The organism is Rhodoblastus sp. (genome assembly GCF_052145335.1).
Taxonomy (GTDB): Bacteria; Pseudomonadota; Alphaproteobacteria; order Rhizobiales; family Beijerinckiaceae; genus Rhodoblastus.
The window spans coordinates 12277-32314 of record NZ_JBKQOU010000317.1; the positions used below are offsets into that span (position 1 = coordinate 12277).

A 20038-nucleotide genomic window follows, 5' to 3' on the forward strand; every position below is an offset into this window, starting at 1 on the left:
CCTCGAAAGGGACTTACGGATGAGCGGAAAAGATTTCGGCGTGTGGCGGCCCATCGCCACAGCGCCAAGGGATAGTTCGCGGATACTCGTGGTCATTCGCGCCTCGGAGCAGGCGGCGGCCGAAGTCGATGTCGTCAAATGGGGATTTCCGCAGCATTCGAGCGACGCCTGCTGGATCGCGGTGGATTCGGATGCCGAATGCCAATTCGTCTATACAGATATGGAGCTGGTGTTCTGGATGCCGCTGCCGACGAGTTTTCCTACGCGCCGCGCTGCTCTTTTGGATGCCGATTTGCCTGAGCCGCCGCACCTGAGCGAAGGCGGTGGATCGGGTATTTAGAGGGCTGACGCGAATTTCAAGGCGGGATCTTGGGCACGGTTAGACGTTGTGGTCAGCTGCGGTAGGACCGCCTGGCGCCAAAACCAGAAATCATCCCCTCAGCAGCGCGCGACTTTGGCGCCGCAAGATCAATGATAGGGAAGATTTACTTGGAAAAGGAACCAGCTACCGCCTGGCTTAATGCTTTTACGCCGCTTGCGCAGCTTGAAGAGCCGTCGCGTTCGGCGCTGGCTCGCTGTTTGCCGATGGAGTTTCGAAGGCAAACGCCTGTTCCCTCCGGGCGAGCCGTGCCCGGGTTTTGCGTTGCTGCTCGCCGGACGCATCCGCGTCGGCTTGACCGCCGAAAATGGCCGGCGGTTGTTGCTTTATCGCGTACTCCCTCCTTGCGCCTCGATCATATAGACGTGCGGGCTGATTTTTGTCGGCGGCCGACCCGGCGCCGGCGGGCCCTTCACAAGGCCTTCGGCGTCGGGAGCGGTCCGGCCCAGGCCTTCCAGCCACCACACAGCAGCGGCGCGGAAAACGCCGCGCAGGCAAACAGGCCTCGTCTTGTGATGCGCGTTCTCATGGCGCCCTTTTCGAGACGGCTATTTGAACATGTAGTAATCGTGATTGAGCGCCGCGACCAAGGCGCCGATTTCATCGGGAGCGATCGGCGCGTTCAGGCTCGCCACGCATCTCTCGACTTGTTTTCGCAGGCCCGCCAAATCCTTCACCTTGGGATTGGGGCGCGTGTACAGGGTGAGCGCATTGCCATCCGGCGAATGCTTCTGATGGCAGGCGCCATTGCAGTCATTTTCCGCCAGCAGGCTGCGACCGAGGGCGATGGTCGCGTCTTCTCCGGCCCAGGCGGCGCTGGTGGTCGAGAAAAGGGTCAGAAGCACAGCTTTATGGAACCACATGGCCAAACCCCCAGAATTTTTTCTGATCGAGCAACCTGTCGGTGAGCACGGCGCCGATCCACATGGACCATAACACGATCCAGGCCGTGACGGCGAAAACCGAGGCGCCGGAAACGCCAGCGCCGACGGCGCAACCGCCCGCCATCACGCCGCCGAAGCCCATCAGGCAGCCGCCGGCGATGTAGCGTCGCATGCCTGCCCCGTCGTGGAAACCTTCCAGCTTCAAATCGCCGCCCGCCGCGCCCGCGAGAAACGCGCCGAGAAAGACGCCGGGAATCAAGGCGAGATCGAAGGAGAGACCCGTTCCCGGCGGCGAAAGCACATACATCAGCACGTCGGCTGAAGGCGAAGTAAAGCTCAGCGAATGGACGGGCGCCATTTCGAACGAGCTTGCGGACATGGCGTAATTGAAGGCCCAGGCCGCGGCGACCGTCAGTCCGACGCCCGCGGCGGCCAGCCAGTTCAATATCCGCACCTTGCGCCGCAGAGCTATGAAGAAGCCCAGGACCAGCCAACAGACGCCGAACAGAATAGCGCCAGAATGACCCATATGGAACATGGCGATCATGTCGCGCGACGAACTGTCGATGGTCCACCATTCATTGATGCCCGAACGCAGCTGCGCCAGCGCGCCCTCGCGCGACATCTGGGCCACCACGGCGAAGACCAGGCCGGACAGCAGGGCGCGCAGATTGCCGGTCGCGGAGAGCACCAGCATCCGGCTGGCGCAGGCGCGGGTCAGCGCCATGCCGCAGCCGAACATGAGCCCGCCGACGATCGAGCCGGACAGGCTGCCGCGGTTGTTGAGCGCGCGCACCGCGCCGGTGTCGAACAGGCCGAACCGGATCAACACCTGCGTCGCGATCAGCGCCGTGGAGAAGGTGAAGAGCCAGATGGCCAGCCTTTCGCCGACCACGCCATGGGCGACCTCCAAGGTCGCGGCGCGAAGGCAGAAGCGCGACCTCTGCGCCAGCGCGCCGAACAGCACGCCGATGAGGGCTCCGCCCAGGGCCAGCGCGTTGCGGTCGCCGACGAGATCGATCAGTTGGTCCAGCATCACGGCTTGATATAGGCGAAATGGTCTCGAGTCTGAAGCCGGGAGATGCGAACGACGCCGGACGGCGTGTAATCCGCCTCCATCACGAATCGTTCCTTGCCAAGATTGCGGCGCTTCATCGTGATCTCGCAAACTTCGAAGGTCACGCCCTGGACCTTAAGGCCGGCGATCAGCGGTCCAAACTCGACGTTGCTCTTCGGGTCGCGCGCGCCATCGAACAGAAAATCGACGCCGTCGCCATGCGCCACGACGATAATCCTGGTGTCCGGCGCGACATCCATCTGGTTGCGGATATTGCGCAGGGCCTTGAGCGCTTGCCCGGCTGCGTCGTCGATATGATAGACTACCTTGTCCCGCGCGGATTCGGCCTGGGCCATGGCGGGCGCCGCCTGGTCTTGCGCAACGGCAGGCGCCGCGCAAAACAGCGTCAATATGAAAACAGCCTGTAACCAACGCATCGCGCGCCTCCGTGACCCGCGAGGAACGGTCAGCTCGCAATGCCGAGATTGCCCTGGACGTTCTTCAGTTGAGGAAGGTTGACCTTGGGCGCCGCGATGGACTTTTTCGCGCGAAGATGCCGGGCGACTAGTGCCCAGATTGGTTCGCCGCCGGCGTCCCGGGCCGCCTCCGAGACGGGCGCCCAACCGGCGACCTTGTAGGTCTTTTCCGCGTCGATCGGCTTGCCGTTGAGGCTCATATCGCCGATTCGATTGCCTATCGTGGCGGCCGGATCGCAGGAGTAGCTCATGCCGCCGACGCGCACCATGTCCCCGCCCTGCTGATAATAGGGATCGGCGTTGAACAGATTGTCGCCGACGTCCTCGAGGATCTGCTTGATCTGCGACCCTTTCATCGGCGTCAGCGTGACATAGGGATAGGTGATCGCCGTCTGGTCGAGCACGTTTTCCATCGTGATCGACTCGCCCGGCATGATCGTCGTCCCCCAGCGGAAGCCGGGCGAAAAGGCAATTTCTGCATCCTTCTCCGCTATCAGGGCGTCGAGGATCACCTGGTCGAAACTGCCGTTGAAATTGCCGCGCCGGTAGAGCAGCCCCTCGCTCACCGCCAGCTTTTCCGTAAGCCTGCTTTCGAAGGGCGCGCGCGTCCGGGTGATCAGCGCATCCATCTCCGCGTCCGCCGGCAGGAGATTGGCGAAAACCGGAAGCAACCGGTAGCGGAAGTCGGCGACATGGCCGTCCCTCACGTCGAAATCGAGCACGCCGATGAATTTGCCGTTCGAGCCGGCGTTGGTCACCAGGGTCTTGCCCCCGCCGTTGCCGACGATGCTCGGCGTCGGGATTCCGTCATGGGTGTGGCCGCCGAGAATGGCGTCGATTCCGCGCACGCGCGAAGCCATTTTGAGATCGACGTCCATGCCATTATGCGACAGGACGACGACGACCTGCGCGCCTTCGGCGCGGGCGGCGTCGACCGTCTTCTGCATGTTGTCTTCCTGGATGCCGAAGCTCCAGTCGGCGACCATATAGCGCGGATTGGCGATGGGCGTGTAGGGAAAGGCCTGGCCGATCACCGCCACCTTGACGCCATTGATCGCGCGCGTGACGTAGGGCTTGAATACCGGGTCGCCGAAATCGGTGGTCTTGATGTTCTGGGCGACGATGTCGATATGGCCGGCGAAATCCTTGTCGGCGATTTCCTTCACCCGGTCCTGTCCGTAGGTGCATTCCCAGTGCAACGTCATGGCGTCCACGCCGAGCAGCTTGGCCGCTTCGACCATGTCCTGCCCCTGAGTCCACATCGCCGCGCCGGAGCCCTGCCAGGTGTCGCCGCCATCGAGCAACAGCGCGCCGGGACGGGTCGCGCGCAGGCGCTTCACCAAAGTGGCCAGATGAGCGAATCCGCCAACCTTGCCGTAAAGCGCGGCGTAACGCTCGAAATCGAGAAAGGTGAAGGCGTGGGCGAGTCGGGTCGCCGGCGCGATCGCGAAGTGTTTCAGGAATGCCTCGCCGACGAGATGCGGCGGCCGGTTCGCCATGTCGCCCATGCCGATATTCACATTAGGCTCGCGGAAATAAATCGGCCGCAATTGCGCATGGCAATCGGTGATGTGCAGCAGGGACACGTTGCCGAAGGCCGGCGCGTCGTAAATCGCCTCGGCGGCTTGTTCGGCCCGTGCGGGATCGAGAGGCAGCGCCAGACCCGCCGCGCCGGCGGCGGAAAGCACTTGCAAAAATTCGCGGCGGTTCATGGCGTGGTCCTGGTTCGGCTTATTGATTGACGGGCGATTGCGGGTCGAACAGCAGGGCCGTCGGATCGTGAATCTGATCCTCTGTCGGGATGCCCATGCGCTCGCCACGCGGCATGTTGGAGCAGGCTTTGGACGCCTTGGAATTATAATTCTTGCCCCAGGTGCACCACGCTGTTTCCGCGTCATTTCTTCTTGAAGACGACGACGGCGCGATGGCCGCCCCCGCAATCCCGCCTCAGCTTACAGTCGCTTCGTCCGTGCGGGAGTCGCCCGAAATGTCCGTCCATGTGACGGAAACCTTGTCGCCGGGCTTGCCGCCCTTGACCTTGAAAGCCAGGAACGGGTTCTTCGACACCGCCTGTCCCCATTGCGCCTGCATCACCACCTTATCGTTGAGCTTGGCGGTGACCTCGTTGATAAACAGGGCGGGGACAAGCGCGCCGGACCCATCCTTGCGCAACCCGGTCTCCATCACGTGGTTCATCAGCACTTTCACTTCGACCACGTCATCCTTGGCGGCGGCGCGGATTTTCATCGGAAGGCCCATGAGATTTCTCCTTTGATTTCGAATTCGAGCGAACGTGGCGTTGGCGCTGTGGCGTCTCGCTCTGGCTTTCGCCAACCGCTCGACGACTGGCGCCAAGGCTTCAGTGACATCAGCCGCCGCAGCCGCCGAGCGTCACCTTGATTTCCTTGGTAGCCGTGTAGAATTTCCCATCGGCTTTCACTAGCGCGACGACATTGGACGTCTGACCCATCTTGATCCGAGTGCTGACGTCCGGAAGCGTATCCGGTCCGAGGTCGAACTGGGCTGTGAGCATGTTCGGGTTCTTTTCCACCAGAAAGGAGATCTGGGTGGTGTTGGGAATCTTGCTGATCGCCTGGACCGGCACCACGGCGCCATTTTCGGCGATATCCGAGGCAATGAGCTGAACGTCGGCGCTCGCGGTCGGAGCGTCGACGCCCATGACTTTATATGTGTCGGCCATGGTCTTGGCCTCGAAGGCCGCCTTGTTCCAGGCCGCATGGGCCGCGCGCGGCAGGAAGGTCAGGGCGGAGACGGCAAGGCCGAGCAGGCCCGTCTGGCGCAGAAATCCGCGACGGCTGGCTTGGTGTTCGAGATTCATGATTTTCTCCTTGGAGGGAAGGTCAAAGCGAAAAAGCTCGTTCTGGCGGTCGGGATCCCGCCGCGCGTTGCAAAAAGGACGAGGTCATTGGCGCGCGAAGACTCAAAGTCGCCTGGGCGCAACGCGGCTACGGTCATCATTCCTCCCTTGAACGCGTCGCCTTTCCGACTGCGCAAACCGGAGCGTCTTCGTCCAGGGGGGCTCTCCCTCCGCGATGGACATTGTCCCGATTTACGCCGGGCATTTTTTGCCCGGACGCTGTTCCTTGTCCTGCAAATCTTGGCGGCGGCGAGGTCGCGCGCCTATCCGGGACGTCGCCGGGGGCGTATGGGTGTTTTCACCCAGGATACGCCCCGGTCCTCCGGGCGATCGCCCAGACCTTCCGGCATCCCGCCGAGACGCGCGTCGAGATGGTCGGCGCGGCTCAGCGGAAGACGGAGTTACGCCAGAGCGTTTTCTGCTCGTTGGCCTGTTCGACCGAAAGTTTGGCCTGCGCCAGCGCCTCATCGGCGGCTGCTTTCGCTTCGTCCCATTTCCCGGCGGCGACCGCCTTGTCGGCTTTGGCCAAAGCGGCCTCGGTCGTCGTCCAGGCAGCCTTGGCGGCGACCGCCTCCGATTCGGCCGCATGCGCGGCGGCCAGAGCCGCTTCGGCTTCCGCCTGTGTCGCCGCCAGGGCGGGCAGGCTCAGCATCGCGAGCCCGGCGGCAAGAACGATTGAACGCATCATGGACGAGCCCCTGGACCGACGATAGGAATGCCATTGCTCATGTAGGAGAGGAAATATTCGACATCGCGATAATCCTCGTCGTCTGGCTTCAGCGGCAAGGCGCGGGTCTGCGACGAGCAGGTGGAAATACGACGAATCGAGGTGCCCATGCTGCCCCAATCGGAGCGATAGATCGGCATGGCCGCCAGAATGCCCAGCGCCGGGGCCAGAATGTCGCCGCGCATACGCTGGCCCGCCGGCGACATATGGCACGACGCGCAGGAGACGCCGAGCTGGCCTTTGCGCGAATAGAAGAATTCCTTGCCGCGTTCATAGGCGGCCAGTGCGCGCGGATCGTCCGGGATGGCGATCGCGAACGGATTGCCGCGCGAGGACTCGGACATCACGGCGGCCAGCGACGCCATCAGGCCCGTCATCGGATCGAGCGGCTTTTCGCCATTCTCCACCCGGCAGCGATTGATCGCGCCTTCCAGCGTCTCGATCTGACCGGTCCCGGCGATGAAGCGCGGATAGGTCTGACGGATGCCCTCGCCCTTGTTGTCAAAACAATCGGCGTAATGCTTGCCGTTGGCGAAAGGCTTCGCCCACTCGGCGCGCCCCTCATCGAGCGAAAGTTCGTAGGGAGGAAATTCCATGATTTCCTTCCACTGCTTGCGCATGTCTTCATTGACCGCATAAGGGCCATTCCCGAAATCGTCTTTCGCCACTTTGGGGAATTTGGCGAAGAAGAACGCCTGAAAAGCCTTGCGATCCTCTTCTGGGTCCGCCTTGTCCGCGGCCATCGCCGGCGCCATCGCCAGCATCAGAGCGCAAACAACATTCCGGGCGAGTGCAAATCGGTCGCGCAGGCGGGACTTGATCATGCGATTGTCACCGTCACAATGTCGGTCTTGCCGAGGTTGCCCATCCATGCCGCTTCCCGCTGGCCGGGAAAGATACCGGCGACTACCTGACGGCTCAAACCATGCGCGCCAGGCGCGGCGGGCAGCTGCGGCGCGGTCCAGGTCCAAGAGGTCGCCTCGATTGAGACGGAATCCCACGTTTGCATTGCGATACGCCATGTCGATCACTGCGTGTAAAGGAAGTCGATGATCTTTTCGATCTCGGCCCGGGTCAGAATTTGGTCGCGGCCAAAGGGCGGCATTGGCGCTATCGAATTGCGGTTCGGCTCATCGGTCAGGATCTCCACCAGATCGGCGCGATTGGGGAAGCGACGTTTCATGTCGACAAGCTCGCGACCGACGCTGCTGGGCGCGTCGCCGCCCTTGATCGTATGGCAGGCGAGGCAATTGCCCTTGGCGCGATCGAGCGCCAGCTCCTGCCCGGCCTTGACGTCATCCGCATGCGACGACGTCGGATTTTCCGGAACATAATCGAGTGGTTTGTGGGCGATCGCGCCACGTATGGCGGCGACGTCGCTCGCGGAGACCGGCGATGCTTTGTTGCCCCAGCTGGCGCGGATGAACGTGAGAATGTCAGCCACGGCGCCATCGTCCAGCTTGGCCAGCTCCGGCATGGAAGGACGCGTCTTGTCCGCCGGCGTTCTGGCCATCGCGCCGCCAGCGAGCGTGATGTGGATCAGTGAACTCGGATTGTCCGTCTGCGCGACCGCATTGCCCGCCAGAGCGGGGAACAACCTTGGCGTGCCCTGCCCATTCATGCGATGGCAGGGCGCACATTGCGCGACATAGCCGAGCGCCCCCGGGCTATGTTCCGCGCTGTCATAAAGTTTCGCAGTGGTGTCGTCCTTCGCCCTGGACGCGAATGGGTCATGGCTGGGCCGGGCCGGGCGGCTTGCCAGATAGGCGGCGATAGCCGATGTGTCGGCGTCGCTCAGATGTTGCGTACTGTGCTGAATGACGTCGGCCATGCTGCCAAACGCCGCCGTGCGGGCTTTGCGACCTGTCTTGAGGAAATCGGCGATCTCTTGCTGGGACCAGCTCGCCAGCCCAACATCCTCGTGACGCAGACTCTTGGCGTACCATCCCTCCAGTTCAGAGCCGGAGAGGAATTCGCCATCGGGTCCATCCTTGAGGGCCTTCTCCTGGAAGGCGGCGCCGCGCGGCGTATGGCAGGCGCCGCAATGCCCGGCCCCCTCGACGAGATAGGCGCCACGCGCCACTTCCGGCGTTGCTCCTTCCGGCGGGGTGAAACCGCGATGACCGCCGAATAGCATTTGCCACCAGGCAAGCGGCCAACGCATATTGGACGGCCACGGGATCGTCGAGGCCTGGTTGCGCTGCGCGACGGGCTGAACCGTAGAGACGAAATAGGCGTAAAGCGCCTGCACATCCTCGTCGGTCAGCACGGAATAGGAAACATAGGGCATCGCCGGATAGAGCGGGGAGCCATCCTTGCGGACGCCATGACGGACCGCCCGTTCGAAATCGGCAAAGTCGTATCCGCCTATGCCCGTTTCCTTGTCCGGAGTGATGTTCGTCGAATAGATCGTGCCGATCGGCGTCTGCATCGCCAGACCGCCGGCGAACGCTTTGCCGCCGCTGGCGGTATGACACGCCACGCAATCCGACGCTTGCGCGATATACCGACCCTTTTCGATCAGGGCCGGATCGGCGGAATTCACATCAACATTCTGCCGCGGCGCGAACCAGATTGGCGCCAGGTAGCTGCCGCCAACGGCAACCGCCAACCCAATCGCCGCAACGGAGACACTGAGCTTGAGAAATTTTATGACCGACACTCCAACCCCCATGAGACGCTGCCTGCGACGAGATTGATTTTCGAGACCCTGACAAGGCGAGCATGCCAAATTGGCGACGCGCGTAATCCCGACCCAGGTTGCAGTGCAAAGCCGATCATTCCTCGAGGCCAGGGGGCGCGACGAAGCTGGCGGGGGCTGCGCTGGCGTCCGCATTGACGGCTTCGGAACCAAGTCCCCGGGCGCAAAAAGTCGCTAGGGCGCTCAGGCGCGGCTCGGATATCGTCATCATTCCTCCCGTCGACACGTCGTCTTTTCGACCACGCGAACCGAAGTCATGGCGTCCGGGGAGTTGCTCTCCCTCTATGATGGACGTGTACTCGATCCGCGCCGGGCGCTTTTCCTGCCCGGACGTTGTTCCTCGTTTGACAAATCTTGGCGGCGGCGAGGCCGCATGCCTATCCGGGATGGCGCCGGGGGCGCCTGGGGGTTTTCACCCAGGCGCCGCCCCGTCGGCTTCCGTCGCCCAGGCAATCAGTTGGGCCACCGAGGCCACGCCGGCCTTAGTCATGATATTGTGGCGGTGATTTTCTACCGTCTTGACCGAAATATCCAGCGCCGACGCAATAACCTTGCTGGTCTTGCCGGCAATCAACAGACGCAGCACGTCGCGCTCGCGTTCGGTCAGGCCGCTGAGTCGCCGTTCGAGGCTGGCGCGGCTGGCGCGGCGGCGCAATTCTTCGGCGCTGGCGGCGAGCGCATCGCCAATGCGGTCGAGCAGCATCTGATCGTCGAAGGGTTTTTCCAGAAAGTCCACGGCGCCTAGCTGGATTGCGCGCACGGCCTTTGGGATGTCGCCATGACCTGAAATGAACACAATGCGTGCGGCGGATTTTCGCTCGGCCAATTCGCGTTGCAATTCCAGTCCGCTCAAACCCGGCAGCCGCACGTCGAGCACCAGGCAGGAGGGAAGGCTGTCGTCGAGCGCGTGCATCAGCTCCTGCGCCGAGGCGCAAAGGCGATGGCGATAGCCGACCGAGCTGACAAGAAAGGCGATGCCGTCGCGCACGGCCGGATCGTCGTCCACAATATAGATGATCGGCGACGCCTCAGACAAGGGCGCGCTCCTGGACGTTTTCTTGCGCTTCATTTTGGGCGATCGGCAGATAGAATCGGAAGGTGGCGCCGCGTTGCGCGTTTTCGTCCGCGCTGAGACGCCCGCCATGGGCTTCGACGATCGAGCGGCTGAGCGAGAGGCCCAGACCGAGGCCTCCGGGCTTGGTGGTGTGGAAGGCCTCGAATAATCGTTCTCGCGCTGCGGGCGAGAGGCCGGGACCGTTGTCGCTGACAGCTACGACAATCGAGGAGCCTTCCTGCGTCACGACGAGCCTGACTCTCTTTTCCGGCTGTCCATCGACGGCCTCGAGAGCATTCTGCAGCAAGTTCAGCGTCACTTCCTCGATCTGGACGCGATCGGCGAGAACCGGGGGCAGCGAATCTGGCACCTCGGCTTTCACCCGCAGCTCGTGGGCCGCCGCGGAAGGTTCGAACAAGGCAAGGGCGTCACGAAACATTGCAGCGGGTTCGAGCGGCTCTTGGCGAGCTGGATTCTTGCGCACAAATTCGCGCATGCGATGGACGATGTCTCCGGCCCTTTCGGCCTGGACGGCGATACGGCCTATCGCCTCGCGCACGCCATCGACATCCTCGCCGTGCGCCAGCCGCCGTTCGCAACCGCGCGCATAGCTGAGAATCGAGGCGAGCGGCTGATTGATCTCATGGGCGAGCGAACTGGCCATTTCGCCCATGAGCGAAAGGCGCATGGCGTGCTCCATTTTCGCGTCCTTCAAACGGGCGAGTTCGTGCGCCTCTTCCAGTTCGCGCGTGCGCCTCCTGATGATCTGCGCGACGCGGATCACATGGGAGACCCACCACAGCGCGGCCATCCCGACCAAGGCGGCGGCGTAACGATAGGGCCAGAGCAGATCGGCCATGCCCAGACGGGTGAAAGGGGCATAAGGCCCGACCTTGAGCGAACGATAGAGCTCTTGCACCGTTTGGTAGTCGTTGGGTTCAGTCCAAATTTTATCGCCGGGTCCAGGCTGCATGCCGAGCAGCGCCCGCGTGACGGCGTCGGCAAGCGGGGCAGAAGTTTGCGCAACCTTGACGAAGGCCCAGCCGGGATAAAGGCGTGTCGAAACCTGACAGGTCGCTATATCCGTCGGCTTGCGCCCGAGCACCTTGAATTCGTCAGCGTCAGCCTTGCCCTGCCCGATGAGCTTTTCCAAAAGGCAGGATCGGATGATTCCAGTGTCGGCGCGGCCCGAACGCAGGGCGTCCAGGACGCCGTCGGCGGGATAGCCGACAAACACCGGACTGACGTCCTTGAGTGGATCGACGCCGCGATCCTGCAGTTCCCGCGAGGCGGCGCGAAAGCCGAAGGCGTCGGGCGCGACTGCGGCAAGTTTCAATCCTCGCAGATCGGTCAAATGCTGTAAATCCTTCCGCCGATCGAGCGCGACAACGGCCGCGCCGACCGATTCCCCCGATGCGAAACCGTCGAGGTCCTGTTCGGTCGCCAGAGCCGAAGCGGAATAATCGATCTTCAATTCAAGATAATGGCCGGGATTGGTAATGAGGAAATCGAGGCGGTGCGCTGCGACGGCCGCGGTGAGAAAGGCGACGTTTCCCGCGACCATGGTGAAGCGGTAGCCCGGGAGGGTCGCGTTCAGATAGGCCAGGGTTGGCTCCCAAGCGCTTTCTGCCTCTTCGAGGCCGAGATAGGCGAGCACGCCGACCCGAATTTCGGTCGGTTGCGCCGCGCCAACGAACGGTGCGATCCAAAAGGCCAGCACCGCAGAAAGCGCCAATATCTTGCGCGCCCGTCGAAACATGTTTCTCCAACCGTCAGGGGCCAAAAGTCGATCGACTTAAAACATTCTCACATTTGTATGCGTATGTTTCAATAGGGTGACGCGCAGCGCAGACCGCCGCATCGGCGCGTCGCCGCGATAAATGATTCGATCGGCTCCACGCCGGGCCAGCCGACGAAAGCGAACTCGCCAAGAACGAAAGAGGGCGCCTGAGGAAGCGACAGCGTTCGCGCGCGCTCGACGTGGGCGGCGAGGAGCTCCGCGATTTCGGCGCGCTCTGCTTCCTTCGCCAGACTTCCGGCGTCTAGTCCCTGCCCCGCGGCGACCGCGAGAGCCTTTTCCGCATTCACCGCGCCGGGCGCCTGGAAAATGCCGACATGCAGGCGGTAGGCGACCTCGTCGCCGTGAAGCCGCGACGCCGCCAGCGCCACCCGCGCCGCATCCGCGGATCGAGAGGAAAGCACGGGGTGCTGCACCAGCCCCAATCTTACGCCCGAGTCAGGAGACAGCAGCATGTCGATCTCCTGCGAGGCGACCCGGCAATAGGGGCAGGCGTAATCGAAAAATTCGTAAAGGACAGGCTCCGCATTCGCGGAACCCGTCAGAATCAAGCCGGGCAGATCGGAGGGCGCCTTGGCGGGCGCAATACGAAAATTGCGGATTGGAGCGCCGTCCGAAGTCGCAATTTCGAAGGCCCGCCCCGTCTTCGCCTGTCCTACGCCCGACGCCGAAAGCGCCGCCGCCGCTGCGACGAAAAGGGACCTGCGATTCAGAAGGAACGGCATTTCCAACCCCCATTTCGACTCAATGAATAGCCCTGCGACACCGACGGAATGGACAAAATCCGACGGAATGTCAGGCGTTCCGATGAGGTCGCGGCGCCCTGTCTCCTGAATCGCGCTCCGAAACGCCGGCAAAATCCAATGACGATGGAGCGATCGGAGCTGAGCCGTCATCCGACGGCTCAGAATGTTTGGGGTTTGGGCCTGGCGTCGCCCGTGCGTCCCCCTCGCCCTGGCGCGGGGCCAACCTTCAGGCAGGCATTGTCCTGCCGCGACGGTCGCTTTGCCGATGTTCGTCCAACGAGTTCCGTCAACGGATATAGGCTTGGCTTTCGGTCATTTTATAGGCCCAAGGAAGGCCGGCGTTTTTCCAGCCGTTGAGGTCGCGGCGTCCGTCCTTGTCCATGTCGCCCTCGAAACCATCGACCACGGAATAGACCTTGGAGAAGCCCGCCTCTTGCAGCAGGTTTGCGGCGCGGGAGGAACGATCGCCGGAGCGGCAAATCAGGATGACGGGATCGTTCCTGGTCAGATGCTGGCGGTCCGCCAAGGCGCTGACAGCGCTCACGAAATCCGAGTTGGGCGACATGGCGTAACGATTATTCTTCTTGTCCCAACTCGCCGGATCGTCGATTTCCATATAGGGGATATTCATATCGGTGACCGAAGGGGTTCCGAGGAACAGGAATTCGCCCTTCGTCCGGATGTCGATGAAGAGCACCTTCTCGCCGCCCTTCGTCTTCATATTGAAGGCTTCCGGGGCCGAGAGATAAAGGCCGAGTTTGGATTGCTTGACCTCGGGAAGTTTGCTCGTATCGACCGGCTGGTAGTTTCCAGCAAAAGCGGGCGTCAGCAACACGGCCATCAGCAGGCCAAGGATCAACTTTTTCACGACTCTCTCCTCCCATTTTCGGGCGTTTCGCGCCCTGTTTGGTGACGGCCGTTCTGGCATTCTTGCACCGACGTCGCCTAACCCGCGCAACATTAGTTTATTCAAGGCGCCCATTCCGGCTTCATTGTGCGGCGCATTCGGCGCTTCGACGGCATCCGACGCCTTTGGTTGGCAATCGCCGCGCGACCGGCGCGAACGAACGTCCAATGATAGCCGAGACCGAAATGATATTGCAACATCACGATTTATAAATGTATCTTTTCTCCAATAGCGTCAGCGTGATCGCCAACGCGATCACAATGAGGGCGTAGAAGGCGTCGAGTCTTAATTGCAAGCGCAAAACAATGCGCGGCCGACTTGGGCATCGAGTGAAAAATCAGAAAAAGGGCAAGGAGAAAAACACATGCAGCTCATCAAGAGCATCCTTGCGTTCATAGGCGTGATCGCGATTCTCGCGATCGTGGCGGTTTTTTTCAAGGCGCAGTCGGTCCTGGCCGGCTTCGATCCGGAAGCGCGCGCGACCTACGCGAATATCGCGCAGGTCTTGCTCGAGACGGGAAATCCTGCGGAAGCGACGGTGTGGAAAGCGCAAGTCAGGGATGGGCTTACTTTTGATGACGTCGATCAGGCGATCGGATCGATCGCGGCGGCGATGAACATCAAGGACGTAGGCGCACTCCCGCTTGGCGACCAGGTCAGCGCGATGGAAGGAAAGCCCTGGAGAAAGCTGAAAATTTATTTGTATTGCAACCCGCTCACGGCGGCGCAAATGATCGACTATTCCGACGCATTCTCTGCCTATCTTCCTTGTCGCATTGCCTTGCTACAGGACAAGACAGGTAAATTATGGATCTATACCATCAATATGGACCTGCTGATTTACGGCGGAAAGCCGCTGCCTCCCGCACTCAAGGAAGAGGCGCTGAAAGTGAAGAAAGTCATGCAAGCCATCCTGACTGACGGCGCAAACGGAGAGTTTTGAATTGAACTTGCGGTCGAACAGGCGGAATCTTTTTAAGGGCAAAATGACCGCAGCTGAGACAGCAGCGATATCTCCACGATGGCCGCGCTCATGCCGCGCTTTCCTTGGACCAAAAGGAAGCGGAGAGCCTTGGCTCCAAAGTTAGCCTGACATTCTGAACGAGGGACGCCAGAAACGATACTGCAATGCCGGCGATCGAATTATCAAACGAATATCGAGGCGCTTCTGCGCAAACGGAACCCGGACCTTGCAAGCTGGCAATCAAGCAAACTTTATCGAATTGAAGACGTAAAATTTTCCGCCACATCTAAAAATGCTCGCGCCGCGAGCGATTCATAACGCTCTTTGTGCCGCAAGACGTAAAACTGCCGCCGCGGCAAAGCCAGGGGCAAGGCGACCAGAGAACCGGCCTTGATAGAGGCGCTGACGACAAGCCGCGACATGGCCGCCAGGCCGCAGCCAGATTCCACTGCAGCACGCACAGCCTCGTTCGATGGAAGTTCCAGCACGATATTGCGGTTCGAAGTCTCGACGCCGAAATCTCGCAGCGCCGCTTCGAAAACGGCCCTGGTTCCCGAACCTTTTTCTCGTGCGACCCACGGCGCCTGCATTAGCCATTCCTTGTTCAGCCCGTCAGGCGCCACGGCCTGGCCGGGAGCCGCAACGACGATCAGTTCGTCCTCGTCAATCGGCCGGATCGCCAGACTGGGTTCGTCGACTTCGCCTTCGACAAAACCCAGGTCGATTTCTCCTTCAGCCGCGAGCGCCGCGACTTCCGTGGTATTGCCGATGGTAAATTTGATCGAAACGCCAGGGTAAAGCCCGGCGAAGCGATTCAGCCGTGGCGGAAGCCAATAATTGCCAACGGTCTGGCTGGCCGCGACGGTCAAGGCGCCGATTTTCAGCCCAGCCAGATCGGCAAGCGCCTGTTCGGCGGCGAAAGCCCGTGCGAGAACGGCCTTGGCCTCGCCGAGAAAGGACTTTCCAGCGGAAGTGAGAGCAATGCGCCGCCCCAATCGGTCGAATAATTTGACGTTGTGTCGCGCCTCGAGGGCGGCGACGGCGGCGCTGGTGGCCGATTGCGTCATGTTCAACGCGTTCGCAGCCTGAGTCAGGTGCTCGCGTTCGGCCACGGCGACGAAAATGCGCAATTGATCGAGCGTCATGGGTTTTCCCGGAAGCTTGTCGCGCGAATTTGCGCTTGCACAAATAGCCCAATCGCGGTTCGATCCATACTTGTCTGCGCTTGTCGCGAATTTTCGACCGAGGAGTCGCAAATATGATCGCCCCCGAGCTTGACGTCGAAGGATATCTCGTCGACCCCTCCGCCTGGAGCGAGGACTGGGCGCGGGAAACCGCGAAGCGCCTCCAGGTTGACCTCACGGAAGACCATTGGGAGGCGCTGCGTTTTATGCGCGCTTTCCTCGACGAGCGCCAGGTCGCGCCCGACGCGCGTTTCGTCATGCGCCATCTCAGCCAGACCAAAGGCGCCGGCCGCAACCGCCTGTTCGAGCTTTTCCCTTATGGCTATGTCGGGCAGGCATGCAAACTTGCGGGCATGCGCCGTCCGCGTGTCTGGAGCACCGGCTGAACCATCGCGTCGCGCGGCGCCCGCCCGGCGCGTTCAGGTCACATTGATCGAGACCAGTTCCTCGCCGTTTGGATCGACCACATGCACCGCACAGGCGAGGCAGGGGTCGAAACTATGGATGGTGCGCTGAATTTCCAGTGGCTGCTTGGGGTCGAAAAGCTTGTGGCGGTCCTGCAGCGCCGCCTCATAGGCGCCGCTCTGGCCTTTGCCGTCGCGCGGGCCGGCGTTCCAGGTGCTCGGAACCACGGCCTGATAATTATCGATTTTTCCGTCCTTGATCACCACCCAATGCGCCAGCGCGCCACGGGGCGCCTCCATGAAGCCGACGCCGCGCGCCGCGCTTGGCCAGCTCGCCGGGTCCCAAAGCTTGTTGTTGTGGACGCTGACCTCGCCCCGGTGGAGATTGGCGACCAGCGCGTCGAGCCAGCCATTCATCTGGTCGGCGATGATCTTCGTCTCCAGCGCGCGGGCGGCGGTCCTGCCCAGGGTGGAAAACATCGCGGTCAGCGGCAAGTCGAGTTTTTTGAGCGCATAGCCGGCGAGTTCGCGGGTCTGTTCATGTCCCTTGGCGTAAAGCATCAGCACGCGCGCCAGCGGTCCGACCTCCACCGCCTTGTTGCGCCAGCGCGGCGCCTTCAGCCAGGAATAGGATTTTTCCACGTCGAGCTGTTCATAGGGCGGCTTGGGACCGCTATAGGCCAAGGTCGTTTCGCCGGCATAGGGATGCAGGCCGGCGTCCTTGCCGACGCTGTAGTCATACCAGGAACGGGCGGCGAATTCCTGAATCTGCTCGGGATCGTTGAGATCGACCGGCTCGATATGGGTCAGGTCGCGGTTGAGGATCACGCCCGACGGAATGAGCAGATTGGCGCCATTGGCGCGGCCGTCGGCGGGGAAATCGCCATAGGTCATAAAATTCCCCAGGCCCTCGCCACGTGCGAACCAGTCCTTGTAGAAGCCGGCAATCGCCAGGACATCGGGAATATAGACCTGTTCGACGAAATCGCTCATCGACTTGATGATGGAGCGGACCTGACTGATCGCGACAATGTTGAAGGCGGTCGAAGCCGCTCCGCCGCCTGTGCCGAAGCCGAGCGCTTCCGGCCCGCCGCTGAACGGCGCCGCGACGCCGCCGACGAGAAAGTTCGGATGCGGATTCTTGCCGCCGAAAATCGTGTGGATCTGCACGACGTCGCGTTGCCAGGCAAGCGCTTCGAGATAATGCGCCACCGCCATAAGGTTGGCCTCCGGCGGCAACCGGTATTCTGGATGCCCCCAATAGCCATTGGCGAAAATGCCGAGCTGTCCGCTATCGACGAAAGTCCTCAGCTTTTTTTGCACCTCGATGAAATAGCCGGGGCTCGATTTAGGGTAGGACGAGATGGACTGCGCCAGTTCCGACGTCGCCTTGGGATCGGCCTTCAGCGCCGAGACCACATCGACCCAGTCGAGCGCATGCAGATGATAGAAATGCATGACATGGTCATGCACATATTGCGCGCCGACCATCAGGTTGCGGATGAGCGCGGCATTGGCGGGAATGTCATAGCCCAGGGCGTTTTCGACGGCGCGGACCGACGCCAGTCCATGCACCAGAGTGCAGACGCCGCAGATTCGCTGGGCGAAAGCCCAGGCCTCGCGCGGATCGCGCCCTTTCAGGATCAGCTCGATGCCGCGCACCATCGTGCCTGACGAATAGGCGTTCTTGATCGCCCCGTCCTCGGACAATTCCGCTTCGATCCGAAGATGCCCCTCGATCCGGGTGATCGGGTCCACGACAATGCGCTTGTTCATCGGATATTCCTCAGTTGGTTTTCTTGGTCGCGACGGGTCGCGATCAAGGTCCCTCGCGTCAGCTCGGCGTCGCATTCGCTCCTAACCGCTTCCGACAGGCTATCGCCTCCCGAAAGGGGCATGCTCGAACATTCTTCTCAATCGATCATGTTGTCGGCGACCAGCTCCAGCAGGCTTTCGACCTTCTTGTCCCATTTGAATTTCTTCGCCCCGAGCGTCAGGGTGATGCGGCACTGGCCGCAGGCGGTGACGAAATGCTGGGCGTCGGCGTCCTCGACCTGCTTCTTCTTCAACTCGAAGGCCTTGAAGCGCAACGGATCGGCGCGGACATTCGACACCACGCCGCCGCCGCCGCCGCAGCACCAGCCGAGCGCGCCGTGATCCTCCAGTTCCTTGATCTCGAAGCCCATGGCGCGCAGCACTTCGCGCGGCGCCTCGGTGACGCCGCCACGCCGCGCCAACTGGCAGGGATCGTGGAAGGACGTTGTTTCGCCGATCTGCTTCAACTTGATCTTGCCGCTGGCGACAATCTCGCCCAGAAATTCGGTCATGTGGATGATGCGCAGCGGAATCTTGCCGCGATACCAGCGCGCGGCCTCCCAACGCGCCGCGCCATAGGCGTGGCCGCATTCGGGCAAGATGAGCGTATGCGCGCCGATGTTGACGGCATTGTCGATCATTTTCCGCGTCATCTTCTCCTGCAGGTCGAGATCGCCGTTGATATAGCCGATGTTCGAGGCCTCGAATCCTTCGGTCGAATAGGTCCAGCTGGCGCCGATCCTGTTGAGGATCTTCGCTATGTCGGCCAGCGCCTTGGTATGCTCGGTCAGTTCGGCCGGCGCGGTGGTGACGACATAATCGGTCTTGGGCAGGTCGATATTCATCGGCACGCCGTTTTCCTCGCCGGCCTCGCGGATGATGTCGGCGAAATCGTCGGCCGGCGTCGCCGGGCTACCCCAGGCTTTCGCCGTGCGGTCCATCAGCTCCAGCCGATCCGGAACCAGGCCGGCCTTGTACATGCCGTGCCGCGCTTCCTTGATCAGTTCCGCGATGTCTATGCCCATCGGACAGGCAAGCGTGCAGCGGCCGCACAGGCTGCAGGCGTCGAACAGCAGCGATTCCCATTCCTGCAGCATTTCGACGCCGACATTGGAGCCTATGCCGAACAGCCGGTAGAGCGGCGCGAAAGGCCCGATATGGCGGTGATAGGCCTGCTCGAACGGCCGCAGCTTGTTGATCGGCGTATATTTCGGATCGCCGGTGCCGACATAGAAATGGCAGGCGTTGGCGCACATGCCGCAGCGCAGGCAGGATTCCATGTGGATCGCCGCCGTCTTGGCGAAATCGCGTACGAAAGTCTGCATGGCGGCGTCGCGACGCTCGATGTCGCCCTGGTTTCCCTGAATGTCGTAGGCGACGCCGGAGGCGGTGGTTTTCGCGGTCATAGCTGCGCTCCTCTATGCCTGAATCGAATGCCCGTCGCGCCGCGCGAAAAAACGAACAGGAAGGCGTGCATGAGCTTGCCGAAGGGGAACCAGATCAAAAACACGCAGATGCTGAGGATGTGAATGGCCAGCAACGTCTCGTAGCGCGCGCCGAGATGCGCGGCGGCGGCGAGCCCGGTGACGACCGGCAGGAAGGTCAGCGCCCAGCTGATGTAATCGTCGCCGCGCGAAATCAGTTTCAGCACCGGACTGGTCAGGCGATAGGCCAGAGCCGCGAGCAGCGAGCCGGCGGTGAGCACGCCGGCGGCGTAGATCACGCCATTGGGCAGGGCCGGCCAGCTGAGGCCAAACAGGCTCTTCAGGAACAGAATGTGCGGCGCGAAGGCGAACACGCAGATCGCCAGGCCGATGTGGAACACATAGCCGTTGACCGTGGTGAACATGCCGGCTTTGAGGAAGGTCCGGTGCGGAATCATCTTGCTGAAAATGGCTTGCAGCGCGGCGAGCCAGGCCGGCGGCGCCCCCTCGCGCGGGGCTGAATCGTCGCGCCAGGCCGGAAGGGACAATACGCCGACCAGCCGCCACAGCACGCCAAGGACGAAGATCGCCATGGCGACGGTCAATGCGGGACCGCGCGAAAAGCTGAGAAGATCCATCG

At 61.9% G+C, this 20038-nt stretch carries 21 protein-coding genes; 3 read left to right on the forward strand and 18 right to left on the reverse strand.

Features of this window, described 5'->3' with window-relative positions:
• Positions 1–88 precede the first annotated feature (88 nt).
• Complete coding sequence (locus tag ACLP2E_RS19300; RefSeq protein ID WP_442466852.1) at positions 89–340, forward strand: hypothetical protein; 252 nt, start codon at positions 89–91, stop codon at positions 338–340.
• A gap of 587 nt (positions 341–927) precedes the next feature.
• Here the strand turns inward: ACLP2E_RS19300 and ACLP2E_RS19305 are convergent.
• From ACLP2E_RS19305 to ACLP2E_RS19370, 14 genes are all read right to left on the reverse strand, one after another.
• Positions 928–1242, reverse strand: a complete 315-nt coding sequence (locus ACLP2E_RS19305) for a hypothetical protein (RefSeq protein WP_442461186.1) — start codon at positions 1240–1242, stop codon at positions 928–930.
• Positions 1229–2299 (reverse strand): YeeE/YedE family protein, encoded by a 1071-nt coding sequence (locus ACLP2E_RS19310; protein WP_442461185.1) that lies wholly within the window; start codon positions 2297–2299, stop codon positions 1229–1231. The genes ACLP2E_RS19305 and ACLP2E_RS19310 overlap by 14 nt, the downstream gene beginning before the upstream one ends.
• Positions 2299–2757, reverse strand: coding sequence for a DsrE family protein (locus ACLP2E_RS19315; protein WP_442461184.1), 459 nt, complete (start codon positions 2755–2757; stop codon positions 2299–2301). The genes ACLP2E_RS19310 and ACLP2E_RS19315 overlap by 1 nt, the downstream gene beginning before the upstream one ends.
• A 29-nt stretch (positions 2758–2786) precedes the next feature.
• Positions 2787–4508: a thiosulfohydrolase SoxB gene (soxB, locus tag ACLP2E_RS19320; RefSeq protein ID WP_442461183.1), complete on the reverse strand. Its 1722-nt coding sequence runs from the start codon at positions 4506–4508 to the stop codon at positions 2787–2789.
• Positions 4509–4743: 235 nt separating this feature from the next.
• On the reverse strand, positions 4744–5055 hold the full coding sequence (gene soxZ / locus ACLP2E_RS19325; protein WP_442466853.1) for a thiosulfate oxidation carrier complex protein SoxZ: 312 nt from the start codon (positions 5053–5055) through the stop codon (positions 4744–4746).
• A 109-nt stretch (positions 5056–5164) separates the two neighbouring features.
• Positions 5165–5635 (reverse strand): thiosulfate oxidation carrier protein SoxY, encoded by a 471-nt coding sequence (gene soxY / locus ACLP2E_RS19330; RefSeq protein ID WP_442466854.1) that lies wholly within the window; start codon positions 5633–5635, stop codon positions 5165–5167.
• A gap of 424 nt (positions 5636–6059) precedes the next feature.
• The gene (locus ACLP2E_RS19335) at positions 6060–6362 is read right to left on the reverse strand and encodes a hypothetical protein (protein WP_442461180.1); all 303 of its coding nucleotides are present in this window, start codon (positions 6360–6362) and stop codon (positions 6060–6062) included.
• Positions 6359–7225, reverse strand: a complete 867-nt coding sequence (soxA, locus tag ACLP2E_RS19340) for a sulfur oxidation c-type cytochrome SoxA (RefSeq protein WP_442461179.1) — start codon at positions 7223–7225, stop codon at positions 6359–6361. Before soxA ends, ACLP2E_RS19335 begins: the two co-directional genes overlap by 4 nt.
• A complete protein-coding gene (locus ACLP2E_RS19345) occupies positions 7222–7410 on the reverse strand; it encodes a hypothetical protein (RefSeq protein WP_442461178.1) in 189 nt (62 codons plus the stop codon). The genes soxA and ACLP2E_RS19345 overlap by 4 nt, the downstream gene beginning before the upstream one ends.
• An 18-nt stretch (positions 7411–7428) precedes the next feature.
• Positions 7429–9063: a c-type cytochrome gene (locus ACLP2E_RS19350; RefSeq protein ID WP_442466855.1), complete on the reverse strand. Its 1635-nt coding sequence runs from the start codon at positions 9061–9063 to the stop codon at positions 7429–7431.
• Positions 9064–9514: 451 nt separating this feature from the next.
• On the reverse strand, positions 9515–10138 hold the full coding sequence (locus ACLP2E_RS19355) for a response regulator transcription factor (RefSeq protein ID WP_442466856.1): 624 nt from the start codon (positions 10136–10138) through the stop codon (positions 9515–9517).
• Positions 10131–11915 carry a sensor histidine kinase gene (locus ACLP2E_RS19360; RefSeq protein ID WP_442461175.1) on the reverse strand — a complete coding sequence of 595 codons (1785 nt, stop codon included), beginning with the start codon at positions 11913–11915 and terminating at the stop codon, positions 10131–10133. The genes ACLP2E_RS19355 and ACLP2E_RS19360 overlap by 8 nt, the downstream gene beginning before the upstream one ends.
• Positions 11916–11983: 68 nt before the next feature.
• Positions 11984–12679: a DsbA family protein gene (locus tag ACLP2E_RS19365; RefSeq protein ID WP_442466857.1), complete on the reverse strand. Its 696-nt coding sequence runs from the start codon at positions 12677–12679 to the stop codon at positions 11984–11986.
• Between the two features lie 307 nt (positions 12680–12986).
• Positions 12987–13568 (reverse strand): rhodanese-like domain-containing protein, encoded by a 582-nt coding sequence (locus tag ACLP2E_RS19370; protein ID WP_442461173.1) that lies wholly within the window; start codon positions 13566–13568, stop codon positions 12987–12989.
• A 403-nt stretch (positions 13569–13971) separates the two neighbouring features.
• Between ACLP2E_RS19370 and ACLP2E_RS19375 the strand changes: the two genes are divergently transcribed.
• Positions 13972–14550, forward strand: a complete 579-nt coding sequence (locus ACLP2E_RS19375) for a DUF302 domain-containing protein (RefSeq protein ID WP_442466858.1) — start codon at positions 13972–13974, stop codon at positions 14548–14550.
• Positions 14551–14822: 272 nt separating this feature from the next.
• Here the strand turns inward: ACLP2E_RS19375 and ACLP2E_RS19380 are convergent, their stop codons facing one another.
• Positions 14823–15716: a LysR family transcriptional regulator gene (locus tag ACLP2E_RS19380; RefSeq protein ID WP_442461171.1), complete on the reverse strand. Its 894-nt coding sequence runs from the start codon at positions 15714–15716 to the stop codon at positions 14823–14825.
• 113 nt (positions 15717–15829) lie between these two features.
• Here ACLP2E_RS19380 and ACLP2E_RS19385 point away from each other — a divergent pair, with 113 nt between their 5' ends.
• A complete protein-coding gene (locus ACLP2E_RS19385; protein ID WP_442461170.1) occupies positions 15830–16141 on the forward strand; it encodes a TusE/DsrC/DsvC family sulfur relay protein in 312 nt (103 codons plus the stop codon).
• Positions 16142–16174: 33 nt separating this feature from the next.
• On the opposite strand, the gene ACLP2E_RS19390 is transcribed toward ACLP2E_RS19385, so the two are convergent.
• The 3 genes from ACLP2E_RS19390 to ACLP2E_RS19400 all read right to left on the reverse strand — a co-directional run bounded on the left by ACLP2E_RS19390 (position 16175) and on the right by ACLP2E_RS19400 (position 20036).
• Entirely contained in the window at positions 16175–17935 is a 1761-nt protein-coding gene (locus tag ACLP2E_RS19390) for a nickel-dependent hydrogenase large subunit (RefSeq protein ID WP_442461169.1), read from the reverse strand.
• Between the two features lie 137 nt (positions 17936–18072).
• Entirely contained in the window at positions 18073–19380 is a 1308-nt protein-coding gene (locus ACLP2E_RS19395; RefSeq protein WP_442461168.1) for a (Fe-S)-binding protein, read from the reverse strand.
• Complete coding sequence (locus ACLP2E_RS19400) at positions 19377–20036, reverse strand: hypothetical protein (protein ID WP_442466859.1); 660 nt, start codon at positions 20034–20036, stop codon at positions 19377–19379. Before ACLP2E_RS19400 ends, ACLP2E_RS19395 begins: the two co-directional genes overlap by 4 nt.
• Between the last annotated feature and the right edge of the window lie 2 nt (positions 20037–20038).

Bases quoted from the DNA above. Each gene is read 5' to 3' on its own strand.
- ACLP2E_RS19305 (WP_442461186.1), bottom strand. From the start codon at position 1,242: ATGTGGTTCCATAAAGCTGTGCTTCTGACCCTTTTCTCGACCACCAGC.
- ACLP2E_RS19310 (WP_442461185.1), bottom strand. From the start codon at position 2,299: ATGCTGGACCAACTGATCGATCTCGTCGGCGACCGCAACGCGCTGGCC.
- ACLP2E_RS19315 (WP_442461184.1), bottom strand. From the start codon at position 2,757: ATGCGTTGGTTACAGGCTGTTTTCATATTGACGCTGTTTTGCGCGGCG.
- soxB (WP_442461183.1), bottom strand. From the start codon at position 4,508: ATGAACCGCCGCGAATTTTTGCAAGTGCTTTCCGCCGCCGGCGCGGCG.
- soxZ (WP_442466853.1), bottom strand. From the start codon at position 5,055: ATGGGCCTTCCGATGAAAATCCGCGCCGCCGCCAAGGATGACGTGGTC.
- soxY (WP_442466854.1), bottom strand. From the start codon at position 5,635: ATGAATCTCGAACACCAAGCCAGCCGTCGCGGATTTCTGCGCCAGACG.
- ACLP2E_RS19335 (WP_442461180.1), bottom strand. From the start codon at position 6,362: ATGATGCGTTCAATCGTTCTTGCCGCCGGGCTCGCGATGCTGAGCCTG.
- soxA (WP_442461179.1), bottom strand. From the start codon at position 7,225: ATGATCAAGTCCCGCCTGCGCGACCGATTTGCACTCGCCCGGAATGTT.
- ACLP2E_RS19345 (WP_442461178.1), bottom strand. From the start codon at position 7,410: ATGCAAACGTGGGATTCCGTCTCAATCGAGGCGACCTCTTGGACCTGG.
- ACLP2E_RS19360 (WP_442461175.1), bottom strand. From the start codon at position 11,915: ATGTTTCGACGGGCGCGCAAGATATTGGCGCTTTCTGCGGTGCTGGCC.
- ACLP2E_RS19365 (WP_442466857.1), bottom strand. From the start codon at position 12,679: ATGCCGTTCCTTCTGAATCGCAGGTCCCTTTTCGTCGCAGCGGCGGCG.
- ACLP2E_RS19375 (WP_442466858.1), top strand. From the start codon at position 13,972: ATGCAGCTCATCAAGAGCATCCTTGCGTTCATAGGCGTGATCGCGATT.
- ACLP2E_RS19380 (WP_442461171.1), bottom strand. From the start codon at position 15,716: ATGACGCTCGATCAATTGCGCATTTTCGTCGCCGTGGCCGAACGCGAG.
- ACLP2E_RS19385 (WP_442461170.1), top strand. From the start codon at position 15,830: ATGATCGCCCCCGAGCTTGACGTCGAAGGATATCTCGTCGACCCCTCC.
- ACLP2E_RS19390 (WP_442461169.1), bottom strand. From the start codon at position 17,935: ATGAACAAGCGCATTGTCGTGGACCCGATCACCCGGATCGAGGGGCAT.
- ACLP2E_RS19395 (WP_442461168.1), bottom strand. From the start codon at position 19,380: ATGACCGCGAAAACCACCGCCTCCGGCGTCGCCTACGACATTCAGGGA.
- ACLP2E_RS19400 (WP_442466859.1), bottom strand. From the start codon at position 20,036: ATGGATCTTCTCAGCTTTTCGCGCGGTCCCGCATTGACCGTCGCCATG.